The 19,370-nt window shown below is 60.1% G+C and carries 24 protein-coding genes; 14 read left to right on the top strand and 10 right to left on the bottom strand.

The window, feature by feature from the left end; all coding sequences use genetic code 11:
* Positions 1-1,452, bottom strand: coding sequence for a sensor histidine kinase (locus JT51_RS14280; RefSeq protein ID WP_037313771.1), 1,452 nt, complete (start codon positions 1,450-1,452; stop codon positions 1-3).
* Complete coding sequence (locus JT51_RS14275; protein ID WP_037314351.1) at positions 1,449-2,186, bottom strand: response regulator transcription factor; 738 nt, start codon at positions 2,184-2,186, stop codon at positions 1,449-1,451. The genes JT51_RS14280 and JT51_RS14275 overlap by 4 nt, the downstream gene beginning before the upstream one ends.
* A 218-nt stretch (positions 2,187-2,404) precedes the next feature.
* Here JT51_RS14275 and JT51_RS14270 point away from each other — a divergent pair, with 218 nt between their 5' ends.
* The 4 genes from JT51_RS14270 to JT51_RS14255 are packed head-to-tail and all read left to right on the top strand — an operon-like array spanning position 2,405 to position 6,572.
* Entirely contained in the window at positions 2,405-3,649 is a 1,245-nt protein-coding gene (locus JT51_RS14270; RefSeq protein WP_037313769.1) for an ABC transporter substrate-binding protein, read from the top strand.
* Positions 3,650-3,706: 57 nt separating this feature from the next.
* Entirely contained in the window at positions 3,707-4,579 is an 873-nt protein-coding gene (locus JT51_RS14265; protein WP_037313767.1) for a carbohydrate ABC transporter permease, read from the top strand.
* Entirely contained in the window at positions 4,572-5,471 is a 900-nt protein-coding gene (locus tag JT51_RS14260) for a carbohydrate ABC transporter permease (protein WP_037313765.1), read from the top strand. The genes JT51_RS14265 and JT51_RS14260 overlap by 8 nt, the downstream gene beginning before the upstream one ends.
* 3 nt (positions 5,472-5,474) lie before the next feature.
* Positions 5,475-6,572, top strand: a complete 1,098-nt coding sequence (locus JT51_RS14255) for an ABC transporter ATP-binding protein (RefSeq protein WP_037313762.1) — start codon at positions 5,475-5,477, stop codon at positions 6,570-6,572.
* 52 nt (positions 6,573-6,624) lie between these two features.
* On the opposite strand, the gene JT51_RS14250 is transcribed toward JT51_RS14255, so the two are convergent.
* On the bottom strand, positions 6,625-7,227 hold the full coding sequence (locus JT51_RS14250; protein ID WP_037313759.1) for an MlaC/ttg2D family ABC transporter substrate-binding protein: 603 nt from the start codon (positions 7,225-7,227) through the stop codon (positions 6,625-6,627).
* Positions 7,217-7,987, bottom strand: coding sequence for a VacJ family lipoprotein (locus JT51_RS14245; RefSeq protein WP_051927595.1), 771 nt, complete (start codon positions 7,985-7,987; stop codon positions 7,217-7,219). Before JT51_RS14245 ends, JT51_RS14250 begins: the two co-directional genes overlap by 11 nt.
* 342 nt (positions 7,988-8,329) lie before the next feature.
* Between JT51_RS14245 and JT51_RS14240 the strand changes: the two genes are divergently transcribed.
* From JT51_RS14240 to JT51_RS14225, 4 genes are read left to right on the top strand one after another with little or no spacing between them, the layout of a single operon-like run.
* Positions 8,330-8,785, top strand: a complete 456-nt coding sequence (locus JT51_RS14240) for a RidA family protein (protein WP_037313756.1) — start codon at positions 8,330-8,332, stop codon at positions 8,783-8,785.
* Positions 8,782-9,549 (top strand): glycerophosphodiester phosphodiesterase family protein, encoded by a 768-nt coding sequence (locus tag JT51_RS14235; protein WP_037313753.1) that lies wholly within the window; start codon positions 8,782-8,784, stop codon positions 9,547-9,549. The genes JT51_RS14240 and JT51_RS14235 overlap by 4 nt, the downstream gene beginning before the upstream one ends.
* Before the next feature lie 45 nt (positions 9,550-9,594).
* On the top strand, positions 9,595-10,782 hold the full coding sequence (locus JT51_RS14230; protein ID WP_037313750.1) for a GNAT family N-acetyltransferase: 1,188 nt from the start codon (positions 9,595-9,597) through the stop codon (positions 10,780-10,782).
* Positions 10,779-11,072 carry a 4a-hydroxytetrahydrobiopterin dehydratase gene (locus JT51_RS14225; RefSeq protein ID WP_037313747.1) on the top strand — a complete coding sequence of 98 codons (294 nt, stop codon included), beginning with the start codon at positions 10,779-10,781 and terminating at the stop codon, positions 11,070-11,072. The genes JT51_RS14230 and JT51_RS14225 overlap by 4 nt, the downstream gene beginning before the upstream one ends.
* Here JT51_RS14225 and JT51_RS14220 read toward each other — a convergent pair.
* From JT51_RS14220 to JT51_RS14205, 4 genes are all read right to left on the bottom strand, one after another.
* Positions 11,069-11,380 carry a hypothetical protein gene (locus tag JT51_RS14220; RefSeq protein WP_037314343.1) on the bottom strand — a complete coding sequence of 104 codons (312 nt, stop codon included), beginning with the start codon at positions 11,378-11,380 and terminating at the stop codon, positions 11,069-11,071. The two genes, JT51_RS14225 and JT51_RS14220, sit on opposite strands and share 4 nt — an antisense overlap.
* Before the next feature lie 52 nt (positions 11,381-11,432).
* Positions 11,433-11,780: an EF-hand domain-containing protein gene (locus tag JT51_RS14215; RefSeq protein WP_081894700.1), complete on the bottom strand. Its 348-nt coding sequence runs from the start codon at positions 11,778-11,780 to the stop codon at positions 11,433-11,435.
* 11 nt (positions 11,781-11,791) lie between these two features.
* The gene (locus tag JT51_RS14210) at positions 11,792-12,037 is read right to left on the bottom strand and encodes a glycine zipper 2TM domain-containing protein (protein ID WP_037313740.1); all 246 of its coding nucleotides are present in this window, start codon (positions 12,035-12,037) and stop codon (positions 11,792-11,794) included.
* A 102-nt stretch (positions 12,038-12,139) separates the two neighbouring features.
* Entirely contained in the window at positions 12,140-12,625 is a 486-nt protein-coding gene (locus JT51_RS14205) for a peroxiredoxin (protein WP_037313738.1), read from the bottom strand.
* Between the two features lie 100 nt (positions 12,626-12,725).
* Between JT51_RS14205 and JT51_RS14200 the strand changes: the two genes are divergently transcribed.
* From JT51_RS14200 to JT51_RS14185, 4 genes are all read left to right on the top strand, one after another.
* Complete coding sequence (locus JT51_RS14200; RefSeq protein WP_037313736.1) at positions 12,726-13,937, top strand: NAD(P)/FAD-dependent oxidoreductase; 1,212 nt, start codon at positions 12,726-12,728, stop codon at positions 13,935-13,937.
* Positions 13,934-14,494 carry a 16S rRNA (guanine(966)-N(2))-methyltransferase RsmD gene (gene rsmD, locus JT51_RS14195; RefSeq protein WP_037313734.1) on the top strand — a complete coding sequence of 187 codons (561 nt, stop codon included), beginning with the start codon at positions 13,934-13,936 and terminating at the stop codon, positions 14,492-14,494. Before JT51_RS14200 ends, rsmD begins: the two co-directional genes overlap by 4 nt.
* 89 nt (positions 14,495-14,583) lie before the next feature.
* Positions 14,584-15,219, top strand: a complete 636-nt coding sequence (locus JT51_RS14190) for an HAD family hydrolase (RefSeq protein ID WP_037313732.1) — start codon at positions 14,584-14,586, stop codon at positions 15,217-15,219.
* 25 nt (positions 15,220-15,244) lie between these two features.
* Positions 15,245-15,424, top strand: a complete 180-nt coding sequence (locus JT51_RS14185; RefSeq protein WP_037313731.1) for a hypothetical protein — start codon at positions 15,245-15,247, stop codon at positions 15,422-15,424.
* On the opposite strand, the gene map is transcribed toward JT51_RS14185, so the two are convergent.
* Positions 15,412-16,224, bottom strand: a complete 813-nt coding sequence (gene map / locus JT51_RS14180; RefSeq protein ID WP_037313730.1) for a type I methionyl aminopeptidase — start codon at positions 16,222-16,224, stop codon at positions 15,412-15,414. The genes JT51_RS14185 and map overlap by 13 nt on opposite strands.
* A gap of 192 nt (positions 16,225-16,416) precedes the next feature.
* On the opposite strand from map, the gene JT51_RS14175 reads away from it, so the two are divergent.
* Positions 16,417-18,078 (top strand): tetratricopeptide repeat-containing sulfotransferase family protein, encoded by a 1,662-nt coding sequence (locus JT51_RS14175; RefSeq protein WP_160175191.1) that lies wholly within the window; start codon positions 16,417-16,419, stop codon positions 18,076-18,078.
* Positions 18,079-18,245: 167 nt separating this feature from the next.
* A complete protein-coding gene (locus tag JT51_RS14170; protein WP_037314341.1) occupies positions 18,246-18,617 on the top strand; it encodes a VOC family protein in 372 nt (123 codons plus the stop codon).
* Between the two features lie 28 nt (positions 18,618-18,645).
* On the opposite strand, the gene sfsA is transcribed toward JT51_RS14170, so the two are convergent.
* Positions 18,646-19,359, bottom strand: coding sequence for a DNA/RNA nuclease SfsA (gene sfsA, locus JT51_RS14165; RefSeq protein ID WP_037313728.1), 714 nt, complete (start codon positions 19,357-19,359; stop codon positions 18,646-18,648).
* Positions 19,360-19,370 lie beyond the last annotated feature (11 nt).

Genomic DNA, 19,370 nt, shown 5'->3' with positions numbered 1-19,370 from the left:
TCATTGCCGGGTGATTTGCAATCTCGCGCGCAGGCCCTGCTCGCCGGATTCGAAACGCAATGTGCCGCCATGCTGTTCGGCAACGGTGGCGACGATGGTCAGGCCCAGCCCGAACCCGTCAGAAGACCCGATGTTGGACCCGCGCCGAAACGGCGCCATCAGGGCCTCGATATCTGAAACAGATAAGTCAGCCCCCTTGTCTTCGACGGTGATGGTCGCCGTTCGGGCGTCGGTTTCCAGCTGAACCTCGGCGTGGCGGCCATACTTCAGCGCATTGTCGACCAGATTGGTCAGCGCCCGTCTGAGAGAGACCGGCCGCCCCATCACCAACATGCGCCGCGTTTCCGGCAGCGACCCATGCCCGCGCCGCGACATGAAGACCGAGGTCGCGCCCGCAACCGCGACCGGGGCGATTTTCCTTAGCGTCACCGGCAAGTCCATGTCCTGATAGTCGGCGACCAGAGCCTCGACCAGAGACGTCAGTGAAATCTGCCGTGGTTCTTCGATGCTGAGTTCCGATCGCGTATAGGTCAGCACGCTTTCGATCATGCCGGTCATCTGATCCACATCCGCCTCAAGCTTTTCGCGCAGCTCGTCATCGGCGATCAACGCCGCACGCAGGCGGACGCGGGTGGCGGGCGTGCCCAGATCATGGCTGACCCCGGACAGAACGGTGGCACGTTTTTCCAACTGTGCACGTTCGGCATCCAGATGATCATTCACCGCCAATACGATCTCACGCAGCTCTGCCGGGCCGTCGGGTTCATAGCTGTTTGGCCCGCCCCGGCGTTTGCGGTCGCGCAGGGCGGTCGAGAACCGGGTGAAACTGTCCGAAACATTGCCGACCGACGTTAAAATGACTGCCAGCGCGACAATCGCGGCCAGAATGGCAGGCAGGCGCAGGTCGGTGGGTGCGGCCTTGCAGCCCCAGAGATCGGTCCCGTCCACCCGCTGCCAGGGGTTGCGCCCGAACCGTGCGATCAGGACCGGTTCGCTGCAATAGGTGGCCAGCAGGCGGGTCAGGTTGCCCATCTTCTCGGGTCCGGTCTGGTCAGTGCGCGACAGAATATCGGACACGGGATAGACCAACCGGTCGGACATCACCGCCAATGTCAGTTCGCGCCCGCTGAGAGGGGCGGAATTGTTGGTCCGGATCGACAGGTTGGTGACAAAGCTGCGGTCCGACAGGCCGGGCAATTGTTCGAACTGCCCGGCATCCGCCAATTGCGCCGCCCCGGGCGGCAACGGGGTGATCCTGATCCCCGGTGGCGGTGTCCCGCCAACCCGCAACTCTTCGTAGACGGCGAACCCGGCGACATAGGCGTGGGTCAGAAAACTGTCCCACGCGCGGGCCGAGGCAAACCACAACCCCGCAGACAACAGGCCCGAGGCAAAGGCCGCCCCGGTCCAGATCCAACCCAGGCTGCGCAGGCGCGGGGTGCGTCCGGTCATGCGTCCTCTTCCACCGTAACCTCGGCGGCAAAGATATATCCAACCCCGCGTTCTGTACGCAGCATCTGCGGGTCTTTCGGGTTGGCCTCGATCTTGCAGCGCAGACGCCCCACCAGCATATCGATGGCGCGGCCCTGTGCCTCGGGCTTGTCGCCCTCGCCGGTTACGTCCAGCGCGGCGGCGATCTCATCCCGGGTTAGGGGAATATGCGGGTTGGCCAGCAGCACCTTGAGCAGCGCGGTTTCCCGTTGCGACAGCGAGACCAGATAGCCCTCGGGCGAATGCACCTCGTCCCGTTTGCCGTCATAGGTCCAGGCGTTGAACTGAAAACTGCGCGTGCGGCGGCGATAAGCCAGCGAGGGTGTGCGCCGGGCGCGTTGCATCACCGCACGGACCCGGGCCAGCAACAGCTGTGGATTGAACGGTTTGGCGATATAGTCGTCGGCACCCACCTCATATCCGGCCATGCGCTGATGATCCGCCGATAGGGCCGAGACCAGGATGATCGGCACATCCTGTTCGGCCCGCAGGCGGGCACATATCTCGATACCGTTTTCATCGCCCAGCATCACATCCAGCAGGATCAGATCAATGCGCCCCGCCGTCAGATGCGTGCGAATCTCGGCCTCAGAGCTGGCGGGCAGGGCGATAAACCCGTTTTGATGCAGAAACTGGGTCATCATCGACCGCATTTCGGGGTCGTCATCCACCACCAACAGCCGCGGAATGTTCACTCTGATTGCCCTCTCGGTCTGTGCCCTGCTTGCGTTGTCCATTGTAACGAATGGAAACAGATTCAATGTCAACGTAACACGCTGTAACAAAAGCGGTGAAAAATTGGGTAGTGACAAGGTTTTGCGGCGAATTACGCGTTGCCAGACGGGGATCAGGTCTCAGTATGGCGGGCATCGCTGCTTTTGCAGTCACTGAGTTCTCAGGGAGGAGACACGAAATGAAGCGTTTTGCGTTAGCAACTGTATCGACGCTGGCTGTAGCAGCCGGGTCGTCGGTTCTGGCCGAACCAGAGGCCGAAGTTCTGCATTGGTGGACGTCGGGCGGTGAGGCCAAATCGGTTGCCGTTCTGCAAGAGGAATTCGCCTCGAACGGTGGCACCTGGACTGATATGCCGGTCGCCGGTGGCGGCGGGGATGCGGCCATGACCGCCCTTCGCGCCCGTGTTCTGTCCGGAAACGCGCCAACCGCCGTGCAACTGAAAGGCCCCGCCATTCAGGAATGGTACGAAGAGGGGGTTCTGGCCGATATCTCGGGCGTGGCCGAGGCTGAAGGCTGGGCAGAAGTACTGCCCGCGTCCATTGCCGGTCACATGAAATGTGAGGGCACATGGTGCGCCGCACCGGTGAACGTGCACCGCGTCGACTGGATTTGGGCCAACGCAGATGTTCTGGCCGCCAATGGCATCGAAATGCCGACCACATGGGATGAATTCAACGCTGCCGCCGTCAAGCTGATGGATGCCGGTGTGATCCCGCTGGCCCATGGCGGTCAATCCTGGCAAGACGCCACTGTGTTCGAAGCGGTTCTGCTGGGCATCGGTGGGCCCGAATTCTATCAAAAAGCGCTGGTCGATCTGGACCCCGAGGCGCTGACCTCGGACACGATGGTTCAGGTCTTTGACCAGATGCGCACGATGCGCGGCTTTGTGGACGAAAACTTCTCGGGTCGTGACTGGAATCTGGCCACTGCCATGGTGATGAATGGCGAGGCCGCGTTCCAGATCATGGGCGACTGGGCCAAGGGTGAGTTTCTGGCGGCTGGCAAAACCCCCGGTGAAGATTTCCTGTGCGCCTCGACCCCCGGCGACGGATATCTGTACAACGTCGACAGCTTTGCCATGTTCAGCGTGGACGGTGACGACAAGAAAGCCGGTCAAGAATTGCTGGCCAAGCTGATCGTTGCGCCGAACTTCCAGAAGGTGTTCAACCTGAACAAAGGCTCGATCCCCGCGCGAACCGATGTGGCACTGGATGACTTTGACATCTGCGCCAACCTGTCGGCCGAAGAAATGGGCTCGACCTCGGCCGCAGGTTCGTTGCTGCCGTCTTATGCCCATGGCATGGCGCTGCGCGGGTCGCAGTCCGGTGCGATCACGGATGTTGTAACCGCGCATTTCAACTCGGATATGTCCTCGGCTGACGCGGTTCAGCAACTGGCGGACGCGGTGGCCAACAGCTACTGATCCTACCGGCCCTGCCCCCTGTTATGCGGGGCAGGGCAAACTCCCCCGGAGGCTAAAATGTCCGAATGGCTGGAAAACCACCTGCCCAAGGTGGTGCTGGCACCGTCGTTCATCGCCGTATTGATCTTTGTCTATGGATTTATCGGATGGACCGCATGGGTGTCGCTGACCCGATCGAAACTACTGCCGAAATACGAGATTCATGGCTTCATTCAGTATGAGCGCCTGTTCGATTCCCCCCGTTGGGATACGGCAATCAACAACCTGTACCTGTTTGGTGCGCTGTTCATCGTTATTGCGATGGTGCTGGGTCTGTTGCTGGCCATCCTGCTGGATCAGAAGATCCGCGTCGAAGGGGCGATCCGCACCATCTATTTGTACCCTATGGCGCTGTCGATGATCGTGACAGGTACCGCGTGGAAGTGGATTTTGAACCCGGGTCTGGGCATTGAATCCATGGTACAGGGCTGGGGCTTTCCGAATTTCGAATTCGACTGGCTGGTGAACCCCGATTACGCAATCTACACCATCGTTCTGGCTGCGATCTGGCAAAGCTCGGGCTTTGTGATGGCGCTGTTTCTGGCCGGGCTGCGGTCGGTGGACGGTGAGATCATCAAGGCCGCGCAGGTCGATGGTATCCCCACGTGGCGCATCTATACCGCGATCATCATCCCGTCGATGGCCCCGATCTTCCTGTCTGCCTTTATCGTTCTGGCACACCTTGCGATCAAAAGCTTTGATCTGGTCATCGCCTTGACAGGTGGTGGTCCGGGTTATGCGACCGATCTGCCCGCAACCTACATGTACGCCATGGCGTTTTCGCGCGGCGATATCGGTCAGGCGGCGTCTTCCGCGATGATCATGATGCTGGTCGTCTTTGCCATCGTGGTGCCTTATCTTTATTCAGAACTGAGGGCGAAAAATGACTGATCTGTCGATGCCCCAAGCCCAAACCCGCTCGCAGAGCGCCACCGGCAAGATTGCCCTTCGTTGGCTGCTTTACGTCCTGCTGGGCCTGTTCGCGCTGTACTACCTGATGCCGCTGTTCGTGATGTTAACCACATCGTTGAAAAGCCTTGAGGAAATCCGCACCGGGTCCCTGATCTCTCTGCCGCGCGAAGTCAGCTTCGACGCCTGGAAAACCGCATGGTCCGGGGCTTGTACCGGTATCCAGTGTGAAGGTCTGCGGCCTTACTTCTGGAACTCGGTCCTGATCGCGGTGCCTGCGGTGTTTTTGTCGACCCTGATCGGTGCGCTGAATGGCTATGTCGTGGCGCAATGGCGGTTCAAAGGGGCCAACATTATCTTCTCGCTGATGCTGTTCGGCTGCTTTATCCCGTTTCAGGTTGTGCTGCTGCCGATGGCGCGGTTGCTGGGCATGATGGGGATTGCCGGAACCATTCCGGGGCTGATCTTTGTTCATGTGATCTATGGGCTGGGCTTCACCACGCTGTTCTTCCGCAATTACTATGTCACCATTCCGTCCGAGCTGACCAAGGCAGCCCGTGTCGATGGGGCCGGGTTCCTGCGGATCTTCTGGTCGATCTTCATGCCGTTGTCGCTGCCGATCATCGTGGTGACCGTGATCTGGCAGTTCACCCAGATCTGGAACGACTTCCTGTTTGGCGTGTCTTTCAGCCAGGCGGGTACGCAGCCCGTGACCGTGGCGCTTAACAACATCGTAAACTCCACCACCGGCGTCAAAGAATACAACGTCGACATGGCCGCCGCGATCATCGCGGGGCTGCCGACGCTGCTCGTCTATGTCGTTGCCGGTAAGTATTTCATCCGCGGCCTGACCGCTGGCTCTGTGAAGGGATAACCCATGGCTCCCATTCTCGATATCCAAAATCTGTACAAGAATTACGGCGCGACCGAGATTCTGAAGGACATCAACATCTCAATCGAACCGGGGGATTTCCTGGTGCTGGTCGGGCCTTCGGGTTGCGGTAAATCCACCCTGCTGAACTGTATCGCAGGGTTGGAACCGATCACCGGCGGCACGCTGTCCATCGGCGGCAAGGACATGACCCACGTCAGCCCCAAGGACCGCGACATCGCGATGGTGTTCCAGTCTTACGCTTTGTATCCGACCATGTCGGTGGCCAAGAACATCACCTTTGGCATGAAAGTGCGCGGGGTCGATGCCGCCACGCAAGAGGCCAAGCTGAAAGATGTCGCTGCGCTGTTGCAGATCGAACCGCTGCTGAACCGCCGCCCCAGCCAATTGTCGGGCGGGCAGCGTCAGCGGGTGGCGATGGGACGGGCACTGGTGCGTGATCCCAAGCTGTTCCTGTTTGACGAGCCGTTGTCGAACCTGGACGCCAAGCTGCGGGTCGAGATGCGGACCGAGATCAAGAAGTTGCACCAGACGCTGGATGCATCCATCGTCTATGTGACCCATGACCAGATCGAGGCGATGACGCTGGCGACCAAGATCGTTGTTCTGAAGGGCGGCATCGTGCAGCAGATCGGCAGCCCGGCCGAGATATACAACAACCCTGCCAACCTGTTTGTGGCCGATTTCATGGGCTCGCCCGCGATGAACCTGATCCCGGCGCAGGCGTCGAACAGCGGATCGGGGACGCAGATTTCCATCGCACGCGAGACGGGCGAGACGCTGGTGCTGAACGATGCGCGCGGCCTGTCGCTGCCGCAGGATGTGATCCTGGGCCTGCGTCCCGAAGACATCGCCGAGGCCGGGTTTCGCGCCGGTGCCGGCGTGCAAGAGGCCGCTTGCATGATCGATATGGTCGAACCCGCGGGGGCCGATACCTATGTGGTGTCAGAGCTTGGCGGAAAGCAGGTCACCGCGCGGCTGCATGCGGAAACCAGCGCGCAGGCCGGTCAGATGCTGAACCTGGCCTTTGACATGAGCAAAGTGTCGTATTTTGCCAAAGAAACCGGCGAACGGCTGAACTGAACAACAAAACGCCGCGCGACCCAAATCGCGCGGCGTTTTTTCGCAGATGGGATCAGCCTGCCCGTTTCAGATCCTTGATCAACCGATTCAGGTCGCCGCCGCGCGCGTCCAGCATGGCGCCGATTTCGGTCCGTTCGGTCAGCAGCATGTTCACCCCTTCGATGAACAAATTGAAAAACTTGTCGCGACCCGATTTGTCCGAGACCAGGAAAGTCACGTCAAACGGGGACGAGCCCTGCAGTTTGACCGAGGTGCGCACCTCATACCCGGCTTTGATCTTCCGTGCGTTGCGAACCGTGACCTTGCCGCCGATGAATTCGCGGAACCGGCGACCGTATTTGTTTGAGATATAGCCCTGAAACGCCTTGGTGAACTGCCGCAGCTGGTTCGGGCTGGCAGATCGCCCGTCCACGCCCAGCACATACCGCGCCATGATCGGCACATCGGCATATTGCACGAATACCTTCTCAAACTCGCGCAGCATGGCTTTTTCGGATTTACCCGAGGCGATCACGCGGTTGATTTCGTCCACAACACTGACAACCAGAGCCTTGGCGCTGGCCTCGGTCTGGGCAAAGGCGGGTAGGGCGGTCATCGTCATGCTGGCCAGGCCAGTGGCGATAAAGCCGCGTCTGTTCAAATGATTACTCGGCATAGGGGTCCTCGTAAGGGTCTAGGTAGGGGTCCCTGACAGGGTCGGTTCCGGTTTCGGCATAGGGATCGGAATAAAGATCCAGATAGGCGTCCTCATCATCCCTTGCCAGTTCGAACCGGCGATTTTGCAGATAGATCAGGCGGGCCTGCGCATAGCTGTCGGCGCTTTCATACAAGATCGAATCGACAGTGTCCGAGAACCGCCCGCGATCCCCCATCCGGCGCACAACCTCGGCATAGACACCGATGTTGTCGACTGGGCGGACCGGGGTAAAGTTGATCGGATTCGAAAACAGATTGACCACAACACCAACTGCGTCCCGCGTGGTGGACGGACCGTAAAGAGGCAGCTCGACATAAGCGCCTTCACCAAAACCCCAGACATGCAGGGTTTCGCCGAAATCCGTATCCACGGGCGGCAGGTTCAACTCGTCAGCGGGGTCGGACAGGCCCACGCCCCCGACCGTCGTGTTGATCACAAAACGCAGCAGCGCATTGCCTGACTGCTTGATATTGCCCTGTAACAGATAATCCAGCGCTTGCCCGGGCATCGTCAGGTTTTCGGCAAAGTGGTTAAAGCTGGTAACCACCGGATCGGGCACGATTTTGACGTACCCTTTCGACGCAGGGCGGAACAGAAACCGGTCAACGCCCAGATTGAACTTATGGATACCCCGGTTGGCGTTCTCATAGGGGTCAAAAACTTCGCTTCGCGCTGCTTCTTCGGCTGGCTGCTTTGCGCAGGCTGCCAGAATTGCCATCAGGGACAGGGCGATCAGATGCTTTAAGCTGGGTTTGCCTAACACGGTCTTTGCCACTCCAACGCGTTTGGATTTGATGGGGCCAAACGATTAATCAATACTACTTCGGACCGCTTTACACGGCACAATTCGACGTCACATAAGTGTTTCTCAATCACATTGAAACAGCTAGCGTTTAACCCACCGGGCAGGTCGAGGTAAAGTGACACAAGTTCAACAGTTCGCAACAAGAGATGTTATGCCGAATGCGCGAACAACCATAAATCCGCCGGTTTCACGCTTTCCGAACCGTTTGATCCCGGTTAGCGTCCCACCGAGTCGAATTTAGGTGAGGACCTGTACATGAGCATCGCAGCGAAACTGGAAAGCCTGGGTGTCACTTTGCCGGACGCCCCGGCACCGGCGGCAAATTACGTGCCTTTCGTGCGCGTGGGCAATATTGTCTATGTCTCGGGGCAGATATCGAAAGCTGACGATCTGATCACCGGCAGGCTGGGCGACGACATGGATGTGGATGCGGGCGCAGCTGCGGCACGGGTCTGCGCGATCAACCTGCTGGCGCAGGTCAAGGCGGCCTGTGGCGGCGATATCAACAAGCTGGTGCGCGTGATCAAGCTGACCGGGTTTGTGAACTCGACCCCTGATTTCACCGCACAGCCGCAGGTGATCAATGGCGCGTCGGACTTTCTGGTCGAAGCGCTGGGCGACGCGGGCCGTCATTCCCGGTCTGCGGTCAGCGCGGCATCGCTGCCACTGGGCGTGGCCGTTGAAATCGAAGGTATTTTCGAGGTCCAATGACACCGTCCTTGCCGCCCGCGTTCCTGCAGATCCCGCTGTCGCATCGGGCGCTGCATGACAAGACAGACAACCGCCCGGAAAACAGCCGGGCGGCCATTCGGGCCGCTGTTGCAGCCGGGTACGGGATCGAGATTGACCTGCAACTGACCGCAGACAACCGCGCCATGGTCTTTCATGATTATGACATGACCCGTCTGACCGGGCAGCCCGGCCCGATCCGGCAGGTGACGGCGGCGCAGGCGCAGGCCACCGGGCTGCTGCATGCCGAGGACGGCATCCCGACACTGGACGAGGTGCTTGCGTTGGTCGGCGGCAAGGTGCCGCTGCTGATCGAGTTCAAGGATCAGGACGGCGCGATGGGCACTGATGTTGGCCCGCTTGAGGCGGACGCGGTACGGGCGCTGCAAGGTTATGACGGGCCAGTTGCCCTGATGTCGTTCAACCCCAACAGCGTGGCCGAACTGGCCCGCCTGGCCCCACATCTTCCGCGCGGCCTTGTGACCTGTTCCTACCAGCCCAAGGTCGAGCATCTGTCGCAGAAAATCTGCGACCACCTGCGCGATATCCCCGATTTCGACCGGGTCGGCGCCAGTTTCATCAGCCATGAGATGGCCGACCTGACCCGCCCCCGTGTGGCCGAGTTGAAGGCGCGCGGCGTGCCGATCCTGTGCTGGACGGTGCGATCGCCCGAACAAGAGACGCAGGCCCGTACCATAGCCAACAATGTGACCTTCGAAGGGTATTTGGCCCCCAGACCGGGTTGAACCTTTTTCCCGCCGTCACAGATAAGGAACAAATGCGGAGGGGACATGGATCAGGCGCAGATTGAAGTTCGGGTTCTGGGATCGCTCTCGCAGATTGCTGCAGAGGACTGGGATGGCTGCGCCTGCCCCGAGGTCGCCGACGGCGGGCGTCCGCTGGACCCGTTCACCACACATCGGTTCCTGCTGGCGCTGGAAAACAGCGGCTCGGTCGGGCAGGGCACGGGCTGGCAGCCGCAATATCTGACCACCTATCTGGACGGCATGTTGATTGCAGCGGCTCCGATGTACGCCAAGTCGCACAGTCAGGGCGAATACATCTTCGACCACAGCTGGGCCCATGCCTATGAAAACGCGGGCGGGCACTATTACCCCAAGCTGCAGATCGCGGTGCCTTTCACACCTGCCACGGGTCGGCGCTTTCTGGTGCGCCCCGGGTACGAGGCGCTGGGCATGTCGGCGTTGGTGCAGGGCGCGGTGCAACTCGCCGCCGACAATCAGGTGTCGTCGTTACATGCCACCTTCTGCACCGAGGACGAGGCGCTAGCAGGTGAGCAGATGGGTCTGATGCTGCGCCAGTCGCAGCAGTTTCACTGGCTCAATGACAACTACGCGGATTTCGACGGGTTTCTGGCCGCACTATCGTCGCGCAAACGCAAGAATATCCGTAAGGAACGCACTCAGGCCTGCGGGTTTGGCGGCGAAATCCGCACGCTGAGCGGCGATGACCTGCGCCCCGAGCACTGGGATGCCTTCTGGCAGTTCTATCAGGACACCGGGTCCCGCAAATGGGGTATGCCTTATCTGACCCGCCAGTTCTTTGATATCGCACAGGAAACCATGACCGATGATATGGCCCTGGTGCTGGCCGAGCGTGATGGTCAGCCAATAGCCGGGGCGCTGAATTTCATCGGGCGTGAAACGCTTTATGGTCGCTATTGGGGCTGCATTGAACATCACCCCTGCCTGCATTTCGAATTGTGCTACTATAGGGCGATTGATATCGCCATTGCAAAAGGGCTGACCCGGGTCGAAGCCGGCGCGCAGGGTGAACACAAACTGGCGCGCGGCTATTTGCCCATACGCACGCATAGCTTGCATTGGGTCAATGACCCCGGCTTTGCCGAAGCGATCAAGAAATATCTGGACGCCGAGGCCCACGCAGTGGGAGAAGAGATTGAGATTCTGACGGAATACGGCCCGTTCAGGAAATCGAACCCGGAGGAACAGCAATGACCGAACTATTGTCGACCGAGACCCGCGGCCCGCTTCTGGACCCGCTGTTCAACAACGGCTGGACCATGGTTGAAGGCCGGGATGCGATCACAAAGACCTTTATCTTCGAAGATTTCGTTCACGCCTTTGGCTGGATGACGCAGGTGGCGATTTTTGCCGAGAAGTGGAACCACCACCCCGAATGGTCCAATGTCTACCGCACGGTCGAGGTGACCCTGTCCACGCATGACGTGGGTGGGTTGTCGGCGTTGGACGCCAAGCTGGCGCGCAAGATGGATAAGCTGGCCTAACCGCGATCTCCGCGCGATCCCATGCCACCGGCAAGGCTGGCGACCTCGCCCAGTCGCCGGAACTCGGCAGGGGTGACCGAACCGCTGCTGACGTCGATATTACCCGGAATGCGGGTTGTCCGATTGCCGATCATTCGCACAGATCGCGCCGCTGGATTGATATCCAGACAGCGTGTTTCGTAACAGGTCAGCCCACTGGTGCTGATCTGAATGCGCGGCTGCCCGTCCGGCCCGGTCACCACCGGGGCCTGCGGCGCGTCGCAGGCGGCCAACACACCCAGAACCCCAAGACACAGCCATTTGTTCATCGCACGCTCCTGCCTGGTTGCACTGGCCCTGCTTGCGCAGGGCCGCACCGGATCAATCAAGCTGCCCGTTTCCATCTTGGTCAGCAGCCGAAAAATCATCGTTCATCTGCGCGTCATATTCTGCGCGAGAGACGAGATTATCATTGTTGCGGTCCGTTTTCTGAAACTGCTTTATGTCCAGAAACGGCTTGGCCTCATCCTGACCCAGGGTGCCGTTCTTGTCGTCGTCCATTTCCTGAAAAGCGTAATCGGAAAAGGCGTTGAATTCGTCTTTGGACAGGAACCCGTCGTTGTTAGAATCAATGGCCTTCAGCTCATTTTCATGAAGTTCCGCAACGGTCTGGGCCGAGGCGACGCTGGCCAGAAAAACGGCGGCGGTTATGATAATTCCACGTGTCATTGCCGCTCTCCTCAGCATGCGAATCTGTTGCCTTCGATACCACCGGCCGCGGCACCCGCAGCCGTCAGGATCGATTTGCCGGACCCGCCGCCAAACTGATTGCCGATCGCGCCGCCGATCAACGCACCGCCCAATGTGCCGCCGAGGCAGGCGATTTCATGCTGTCGGGCCGCCTGTTGTTGGGGTGTCGGGGCCGGGCCGCAGGCGGCCAAAGCCCCCGCCGTACCCAGAAATAGAGTGATAACTTTCAGTTTCATCAAAGAACTCCCTGATTGTATGCCTTAAATATTGGCAGATCAGGGCGATGCATCAAGTTAAATAGCATTCATGGCCCCGAGGTCAGCCGGGGCCATGCTTGATCAGATTGCTTCCAGCAGGCCCTCACCGGCGGAAACTTCGCAGGCACCGGGATTTTCTTCCAGGTTCAGCGCCGTGACCTTGCCGTCTTCGACCAGCATCGCATAACGCTTGGACCGCGCGATCAGACCGGCGGGCGGGGCATCGAAATCCATGCCGATGGCTTTTGTGAACTCGGATGCCGCATCGGCCAGCAGAGTCAGGCCCGCGCCGGTTGCGCCGGTCGCCTCGCCCCAGGCGTTCATCACAAACGGGTCGTTGACGGATATGCAGATGATCTCATCGACGCCCTTGGCGTCGAACTGATCCTTGGTGCGCATGAAGCTGGGTACATGGGCGGAATGGCAGGTTGGCGTGTATGCGCCGGGCACTGCAAAGATCACCACTTTGCGGCCTTTGGTCTTGTCTGAAATCCGCACCTCTTCGGGGCCTTCCGCACCCAGCCGGGTCAGGGTTGCGTCGGGCAGCGTGTCACCTGTTGAAATCATTTTTGTGCTCCTGTCATTTGGATTTGCAGAGTCAGTCCCATGCGCAATATAGGTGAGCCAGTGGATGAGACCACGGGGAATTCGACAGGGTGAGCGTATTATGAGCCATATTGTTGTGATCGGGGCCGGGCAGGCGGGCGCATCGCTTGTTGCAAGGCTGCGCAAGGACGGGTTCGAAGGGGACATTACCCTGATCGGGGCCGAGCCGCATTTGCCCTATCAGCGCCCTCCATTGTCCAAGGCCTATCTGCTGGGCGAGATGGAGCTGGAACGCCTGTTCCTGCGCCCCGAAAGCTTTTACGCCGACAACAACATCACGCTGCGTTTGGGCCAGTACGTGACGGGCATCGACCCACAGACCAAGACCGTGACATTGGGGGATGAGGTCCTTTCTTATGACGAACTGGCCCTGACCACCGGCTCAGACCCGCGCCGCCTGCCAGCTGCCATTGGTGGTGATCTGGACGGCGTGCATGTGGTGCGCGATCTGGCCCATGTGGATGACATGGGGCCTTTTGTGACCGAAGGCGCGCGCGCGCTGATCGTGGGCGGCGGCTATATCGGGCTTGAGGCCGCGGCGGTCTGCGCCAAACGCGGGGTTAAGGTGACTCTGGTCGAAATGGCCGACCGCATCCTGCAACGCGTCGCCGCGCCGGAAACCAGCGATTACTTCCGCACATTGCACAGCGAATACGGGGCCGATATCCGCGAAGGCGTCGGGCTGGACCGTCTGGTTGGCGAAAACGGCAAGGTGACCGGGGCGGTGCTGACCGATGGTTCCGAGCTGGCGGTTGATTTTGTCGTTGTCGGTGTCGGCATCGCGCCATCAACCCAACTGGCCGAGCTGGCAGGGCTTGAACTGGACAACGGCATCAGGACCGATGCCCATGGCCGCACCTCCGATCCGTCGATCTGGGCGGCGGGCGATTGCGCCTCTTTCCCGCACAATGGCGAACGTATCCGGCTGGAAAGCGTGCCCAACGCGATTGATCAGGCCGAGATCGTGGCCCAGAACATGCTGGGCGCGGCCAAAGATTATGTGGCGACGCCCTGGTTCTGGTCGGATCAGTATGACGTGAAACTGCAGATTGCGGGTCTGAACACCGGGTACGACCGCGTCGTGACCCGCAAGGGTGAGGGCCAGACCGTGTCCTTCTGGTACTACAAGGGCGACCAGCTGATCGCGGTGGACGCGATGAACGACCCGCGCGCCTATATGGTGGGCAAGCGCCTGATCGACGCGGGCAAAACCGCCGATCCGGCTGTTGTGGCCGACCCGGACGCGGATCTGAAACCGCTGCTCAAAGCGTGAGGATCATCGCCGGAGCGTTCCGGGGCCGGGCGCTAGCCTCGGTCGGCAAAGGGGATGCAGGCGCGCATCTGCGCCCGACCACCGACCGGGTACGCGAAAGCCTGTTCAACGTGCTGGGCCACCAAGTCGACTTTGACGGGGTGCGCGTGCTGGACCTGTTTGCAGGCACCGGCGCGCTGGGGCTTGAGGCGCTGTCGCGCGGTGCGGCCCATGTGATATTTGTCGATGACGGACGCGTGGCGCAGGGTCTGATCCGCAAGAACATCGACCTGACCCGCAGCGGCGACCACACCCAGCTGATCCGCCGCGATGCGACCCGGTTGGGTGACAATCCGGGTGCGCCCTGTGACCTGATCTTCCTCGACCCGCCGTATGGCAAGGCGCTGGGTCAAAAGGCGCTGGGCGCCGCTGTAGTGGGGGGCTGGGTTGCTGACGATGCCCTGATCGTATGGGAAGAGAACGCCCCAATGACCGCCCCTGATGGGTTCACGGCAGAGGGTGCGCGGAAATATGGGGATACCCATATCTCGTTGATGTGGCGGGATGTTTCAGGCTGAAACCGTTCGGGCGAAAACGCGCTGACGTCTGATTTGCACCTGCGCGTGGCCTCGGCTACTCCAAACCTGACACCGGCGGAGATCCAATAATGCATGATCTGGTAATCTTTGACTGCGACGGCGTTCTGGTCGACAGCGAGCCGCTGTCCAATCAAGTGTTGGTCGACAGCCTGGAACGTTATGGCCTGCACCTTGGTTTGGCGGAATGCATGTCCCTTTTTGTCGGCACAACCATGCCTAGGGCGCAAGAGATCGCGCGCGGTCTGGGGGCGGATTTGCCCGAGAACTGGATTGATGAGGTTTACGCCGAAACCTATGCCCGCCTGCGGGCGGGTGTGCCCCTGGTCCAAGGGGTGCCAGGGTTGCTGGCGCATCTTGACCGAAAGGAGGTGCCGTTTTGTGTCGCCTCAAACGGCAGCCCCGACAAAATGAGGATCACGCTGGGCCAGAACGGTGTGTGGGACCGCTTCAAAGGCGCGATGTTCTCGGCCCACGTGCTGGGTGTCGGCAAGCCGGACCCGACCATGTTTCGGGCGGCGGCCGAACAGTTTGGCGCCACTTCTGCGGTGGTTATCGAAGACAGCCCAAGCGGTGTCACCGCTGCGATCCGCGCCAACATGCGTTGTCTGGGCTATGCCGCCGACGGGGATGGCGCGCAATTGGCTGCGCTTGGGGCCGAGGTCTTTTCAGATATGGCCGAGGTTCCGACGCTTTTGGGAATTTGATCGAACCGTGCTAACATTCCGGCCCATGGACCGCGCCGTAACCCCTCCGCTCTGGACCTTCGCACAGGATACCGACATCGCCACCGGCCCGCCGCCCAAACCCCGGCGCGCGCCCGTGTTCATCCATGACGCGGTTACGCCATGGGGGCAGGACACTCTGCTGTTGAAACTGTTGCGCGATCAGGCCGCTGATCAGGACGAATAGGTCGGGTGGTATTTACCGCCCGGCGACAGGGTGAAAATCTCGACCCCATCCGCCGTCACACCCACCGAATGCTCGAACTGTGCCGACAGCGACTTGTCGCGCGTCACAGCGGTCCAGTCATCGGCCAATGTCTTGGTCTCGGGGCGGCCCAGATTGACCATCGGTTCGATGGTAAAGAACATGCCTTCTTCCAACTTGGCACCGGTGCCCGGACGACCATAGTGCAGCACGTTGGGCGGCGCGTGGAACACCCGACCCAGACCGTGGCCGCAGAAATCGCGGACAACGCTCATCCGGTGCGCCTCGACATAGGCTTGGATCGCGTGGCCGATATCACCGAATGTATTGCCCGGTTTGACCATCTCGATGCCCTTGAACAGCGCGTCATGGGTCACCTGAATCAGACGTTCCGCCTTGCGCGGCAGTTTGCCGGCCACATACATGCGCGAAGTATCGCCGAACCAGCCGTCGACAATGACCGTGACGTCGATATTCAGGATGTCGCCATCCTTCAATTTCTTGTCGCCGGGAATGCCGTGGCAGACCACGTGATTCACGCTGATACAGCTGGCGTGCTGATAACCTTTGTAGCCGATGGTGGCCGAAGTCGCGCCCGCATCCTCGACCATTTGCGTGATCAGGCGATCGATTTCCGCCGTGCTCTGGCCGGGAAAGACATGGATTGCAACGTCATCGAGTATTCGCGCAGCCAAAGCCCCTGCCGTGTGCATACCGGCAAAGTCACTCTGTTCATAAATGCGGATACCGTCCTTCGTCAGACGGCCACGATGTTCTTTCATCGGTGCGGGGCTCCATATATTTCGCGCAGCGCACCTTTTACGCTGCTTGTGCAGAAAGTACCAGAGGGCGCAAAACCACAAAGTCAAGGACGGGCTTGATGCAGGCTTGCAACTCAGGTGGACCCCCGGGGCGGAATGGATTAGCACGGAACCCAATCCGCTCGGATGCGCAAAAGATAGAAGGGCATGGCCATGCAAAAAGCTGACCAACTGAAGGCCGAGGTGGCCAGTATCAGTGAGTTGCTCAGGAATGGTCGGCCAGAACGGGCGTTCAAACGGGCCACAAAAGCCGCCAAGAAATGGCCAAATGTGGCGGCATTACCAAGGCTTGCGGGTTTGTGCGCGGTTCAGCAGCGCAAATCCAAACTGGCCCAGACTTATTTCGAACGGGCCTGGCGGCTGGATCCCGGAAATTCCGAGCTGATCCAAAACTATGGCCTGAGCCTGGTGCAGGGCGGCGACGCCGAGGCCGCGTTACAGTTTCTGGCAAAAATCGGCGCACGCGGGCCTTTGACACCGCCCCAACAGTTCATCCGTGCCATGGCATTGCTGCATATGCGCGAATTGGAGAACGCCCTGGCTGCGGTTGATCTGGTGCTCAAGGGTGATCCCGCGAATCTGAATGCCAAGTGCCTGCGGGCGGATATTCTGGACGAAATGCACCAATGGGACCGCGCAATCGACGTGCTGTCCGAGGTGGTCAGGCAGCATCCCAAGTTCCAACATGGTCAACTGCGTATGGCCAAGGCGCAGCTGGGTATGGGACATCTGGATGAGGCGCTGAAGTATGCGCGCGCCGCGCTTGCGCTGACCCCTGGCCACTCTGAAACCATCGAAATGATGGCCACGCTGCCGAACCTGACGCAGGACGATGTTTCAACGCTGCGGACCCAGATTTCCCAATCGCTTGATGGTGAACCGGCGGCCAATCCCGAAGAGACCGCAAAGATACATTTTGCCGCCGCCACACTGGCGCGACTGGATCAGGACACCACGCAAGAAATGACCCAGCTGAGCGCGGCCCACACGCTGTTGCGCGATGGCTTCAAATCCTGGGAAGACCGCAGCGCGCAAGAGTGCGCCAAACGTCTGGCGGCCCCTCTGCCGGTGGCGTCAGGTGAAGCGCACACAAATATCTCGCGGCCGGTTTTCGTTGTCGGCCTGCCCAGATCCGGCACAACTCTGGTCGAGCGTATTCTGGCGCGGCATTCCGATGTGCATGGGTTTGGGGAACTGGCAAGCGTTCAACAATGGGTCAGACAGGCCGAAACGCAGCCGCCTGCGTGGCGCGCGGCGCATAGTCTGGCGGATTTCTATGTGGAAAAGCTGCCGAATCTGCCCGAAAGGGCCGCAGCTTTTGTGGACAAGGCCCCCGGAAACTATGCGTTTCTGGGCGAGATCGCGCGGGCATTTCCCAACGCCATCATCCTGAACGTGCTGCGCGACCCCCGGGATATCGCCTTGTCGATGTGGCGTGCGAATTTCGGCGCTGGCGGGTTGTATTACACGCATGACCTGAAATGGATGGCGGCCGAGGCCAACCGGTATCGCCGCTATATGCTGCACTGGCACAATGTTCTGCCGGGCCGCATTCATGACATCCGGTACGAAATGCTGGTCCACAATGTGGAAGACACCGCCAAACAGCTTGCGCGGATATGCGATCTGCCGTTTCAGGACAGCATGTTGTCACCGGACAAGTCGCCCAACGCCATCAAAACCGCCAGTAATCTACAAGCGCGCAAACCGGTCAACACGTCGTCGATCGGGGCGTGGCAGGTGGCGGCGGATCAGCTTGCCCCCTTTGTCAAAAATCTGGATGCGGACCTGTGGCCCGACATAAAGGGTCAATGATCAGCGGGCGTTGGGGGAACTAAACGGCGGCAGGAACGCCGTCCTTCTCTGGCGTGGTGACGACCGAAACTGGCCTGCGCCAAGTGATGCCGTTTTCGTGATTTGTATATCCCGGTGCAGTGCAGAAACTGCGCCTCAATCTCAACCACTCAAAACAGGATAATTTCATGATTGGATATGTAACCATCGGTGTCTCGGATCTGGGCCGGGCCAAAGAATTTTACACCGGGCTGTTTTCGAAACAAAACGCGCAGGTTCAGATTGATGCGGGCCGCATCGTGTTTATCGGCAGCGACCCCGCTGCGCCGATGCTGGCCATTTGCGAACCCTTCGACGGCGGCAGCTGCTCGGGCGGGAACGGCGTCATGGTGGCCTTTCCGGCCGAATCAAAGGACGAAGTGGGCGTGCTGTACAACAAGGCGATCAGCCTGGGCGCGACCGACGAAGGCGAACCCGGTCAGCGCGTGCCGGACGAATTCTATGGCGCTTATGTCCGCGACCCCGATGGCAACAAACTGTGCTTTTACGTTTTTGGCTAAAGCCTGAGGCCGGACTGACCCGGCCTTGTCAGGACATCGCTGTGCGCAGGGGTTTTTCTGCGCACAGCCATACACCTTCGGGTGAAATCCGCGTTCCATAGATCAGATGCTCGACCCCCTGCGCCTGTGCCGCGCGGAACGCGGTCGCATAGGTCGGGTCGATATCTGCGGCCAGCGCAAACCGGTCGCAATCGGTGCGCTGCACCAGATACAGCATGACCGCCCGATGTCCCTGCGCCACCATTGCTGCCAACTCACCCAGATGCTTGGTGCCGCGCGCGGTGACGCTGTCGGGAAACTCGGCCAGACCGGGCTGGCGGGACAAGGTCACGCTTTTGACTTCGACATAGGCGTCGGGCAGGCCCGGCTGGGTCAGCAGGAAATCAATGCGGCTGTTTTCACCATATTTCACCTCGGCCCGGACAGTTTCATAAGCGGCAAGTTCGGGAATCTCCCCCGCCTCAAGCGCGGCGCGCAGGGCCTTGTTCGGGACGGATGTATCGACCCCGGTGAAATGGCCGTTTTCGTGATCTACCAGCCGCCAGCCGTATTTCAGCTTTTTCTTCGGGTCGTCGTTGGGTTCCAGCCAGATCCGCGTGCCGGGTTCGGCCAGCCCCATCATCGAACCGGGATTGGCGCAATGGGCGGTGACCTCGCGCCCGTCCTCCAGCGTGCAATCGGCCAGAAAGCGTTTGTAGCGGCGGATCAGGCGGGCGGGGACAAGAGGGGTTTCAAATCGCATGGGTCACGGCC

Source organism: Ruegeria halocynthiae, from assembly GCF_000743705.1.
Lineage (GTDB): Bacteria > Pseudomonadota > Alphaproteobacteria > Rhodobacterales > Rhodobacteraceae > Ruegeria > Ruegeria halocynthiae_B.
Note: the sequence above shows the minus strand (reverse complement) of the source record. Positions and strands in the feature narration are given on the sequence as shown.

Bases quoted from the DNA above. Each gene is read 5' to 3' on its own strand.
- JT51_RS14245 (WP_051927595.1), bottom strand. From the start codon at position 7,987: ATGGCAATTCTGGCAGCCTGCGCAAAGCAGCCAGCCGAAGAAGCAGCG.
- JT51_RS14220 (WP_037314343.1), bottom strand. From the start codon at position 11,380: ATGAACAAATGGCTGTGTCTTGGGGTTCTGGGTGTGTTGGCCGCCTGC.
- JT51_RS14190 (WP_037313732.1), top strand. From the start codon at position 14,584: ATGCATGATCTGGTAATCTTTGACTGCGACGGCGTTCTGGTCGACAGC.
- JT51_RS14215 (WP_081894700.1), bottom strand. From the start codon at position 11,780: ATGACACGTGGAATTATCATAACCGCCGCCGTTTTTCTGGCCAGCGTC.
- JT51_RS14185 (WP_037313731.1), top strand. From the start codon at position 15,245: ATGGACCGCGCCGTAACCCCTCCGCTCTGGACCTTCGCACAGGATACC.
- JT51_RS14270 (WP_037313769.1), top strand. From the start codon at position 2,405: ATGAAGCGTTTTGCGTTAGCAACTGTATCGACGCTGGCTGTAGCAGCC.
- JT51_RS14240 (WP_037313756.1), top strand. From the start codon at position 8,330: ATGAGCATCGCAGCGAAACTGGAAAGCCTGGGTGTCACTTTGCCGGAC.
- JT51_RS14175 (WP_160175191.1), top strand. From the start codon at position 16,417: ATGCAAAAAGCTGACCAACTGAAGGCCGAGGTGGCCAGTATCAGTGAG.
- JT51_RS14200 (WP_037313736.1), top strand. From the start codon at position 12,726: ATGAGCCATATTGTTGTGATCGGGGCCGGGCAGGCGGGCGCATCGCTT.
- JT51_RS14170 (WP_037314341.1), top strand. From the start codon at position 18,246: ATGATTGGATATGTAACCATCGGTGTCTCGGATCTGGGCCGGGCCAAA.
- JT51_RS14280 (WP_037313771.1), bottom strand. From the start codon at position 1,452: ATGACCGGACGCACCCCGCGCCTGCGCAGCCTGGGTTGGATCTGGACC.
- JT51_RS14230 (WP_037313750.1), top strand. From the start codon at position 9,595: ATGGATCAGGCGCAGATTGAAGTTCGGGTTCTGGGATCGCTCTCGCAG.
- JT51_RS14210 (WP_037313740.1), bottom strand. From the start codon at position 12,037: ATGAAACTGAAAGTTATCACTCTATTTCTGGGTACGGCGGGGGCTTTG.
- JT51_RS14250 (WP_037313759.1), bottom strand. From the start codon at position 7,227: ATGCCGAGTAATCATTTGAACAGACGCGGCTTTATCGCCACTGGCCTG.
- JT51_RS14235 (WP_037313753.1), top strand. From the start codon at position 8,782: ATGACACCGTCCTTGCCGCCCGCGTTCCTGCAGATCCCGCTGTCGCAT.
- JT51_RS14265 (WP_037313767.1), top strand. From the start codon at position 3,707: ATGTCCGAATGGCTGGAAAACCACCTGCCCAAGGTGGTGCTGGCACCG.
- map (WP_037313730.1), bottom strand. From the start codon at position 16,224: ATGAAAGAACATCGTGGCCGTCTGACGAAGGACGGTATCCGCATTTAT.
- JT51_RS14260 (WP_037313765.1), top strand. From the start codon at position 4,572: ATGACTGATCTGTCGATGCCCCAAGCCCAAACCCGCTCGCAGAGCGCC.
- JT51_RS14225 (WP_037313747.1), top strand. From the start codon at position 10,779: ATGACCGAACTATTGTCGACCGAGACCCGCGGCCCGCTTCTGGACCCG.
- sfsA (WP_037313728.1), bottom strand. From the start codon at position 19,359: ATGCGATTTGAAACCCCTCTTGTCCCCGCCCGCCTGATCCGCCGCTAC.
- JT51_RS14255 (WP_037313762.1), top strand. From the start codon at position 5,475: ATGGCTCCCATTCTCGATATCCAAAATCTGTACAAGAATTACGGCGCG.
- JT51_RS14205 (WP_037313738.1), bottom strand. From the start codon at position 12,625: ATGATTTCAACAGGTGACACGCTGCCCGACGCAACCCTGACCCGGCTG.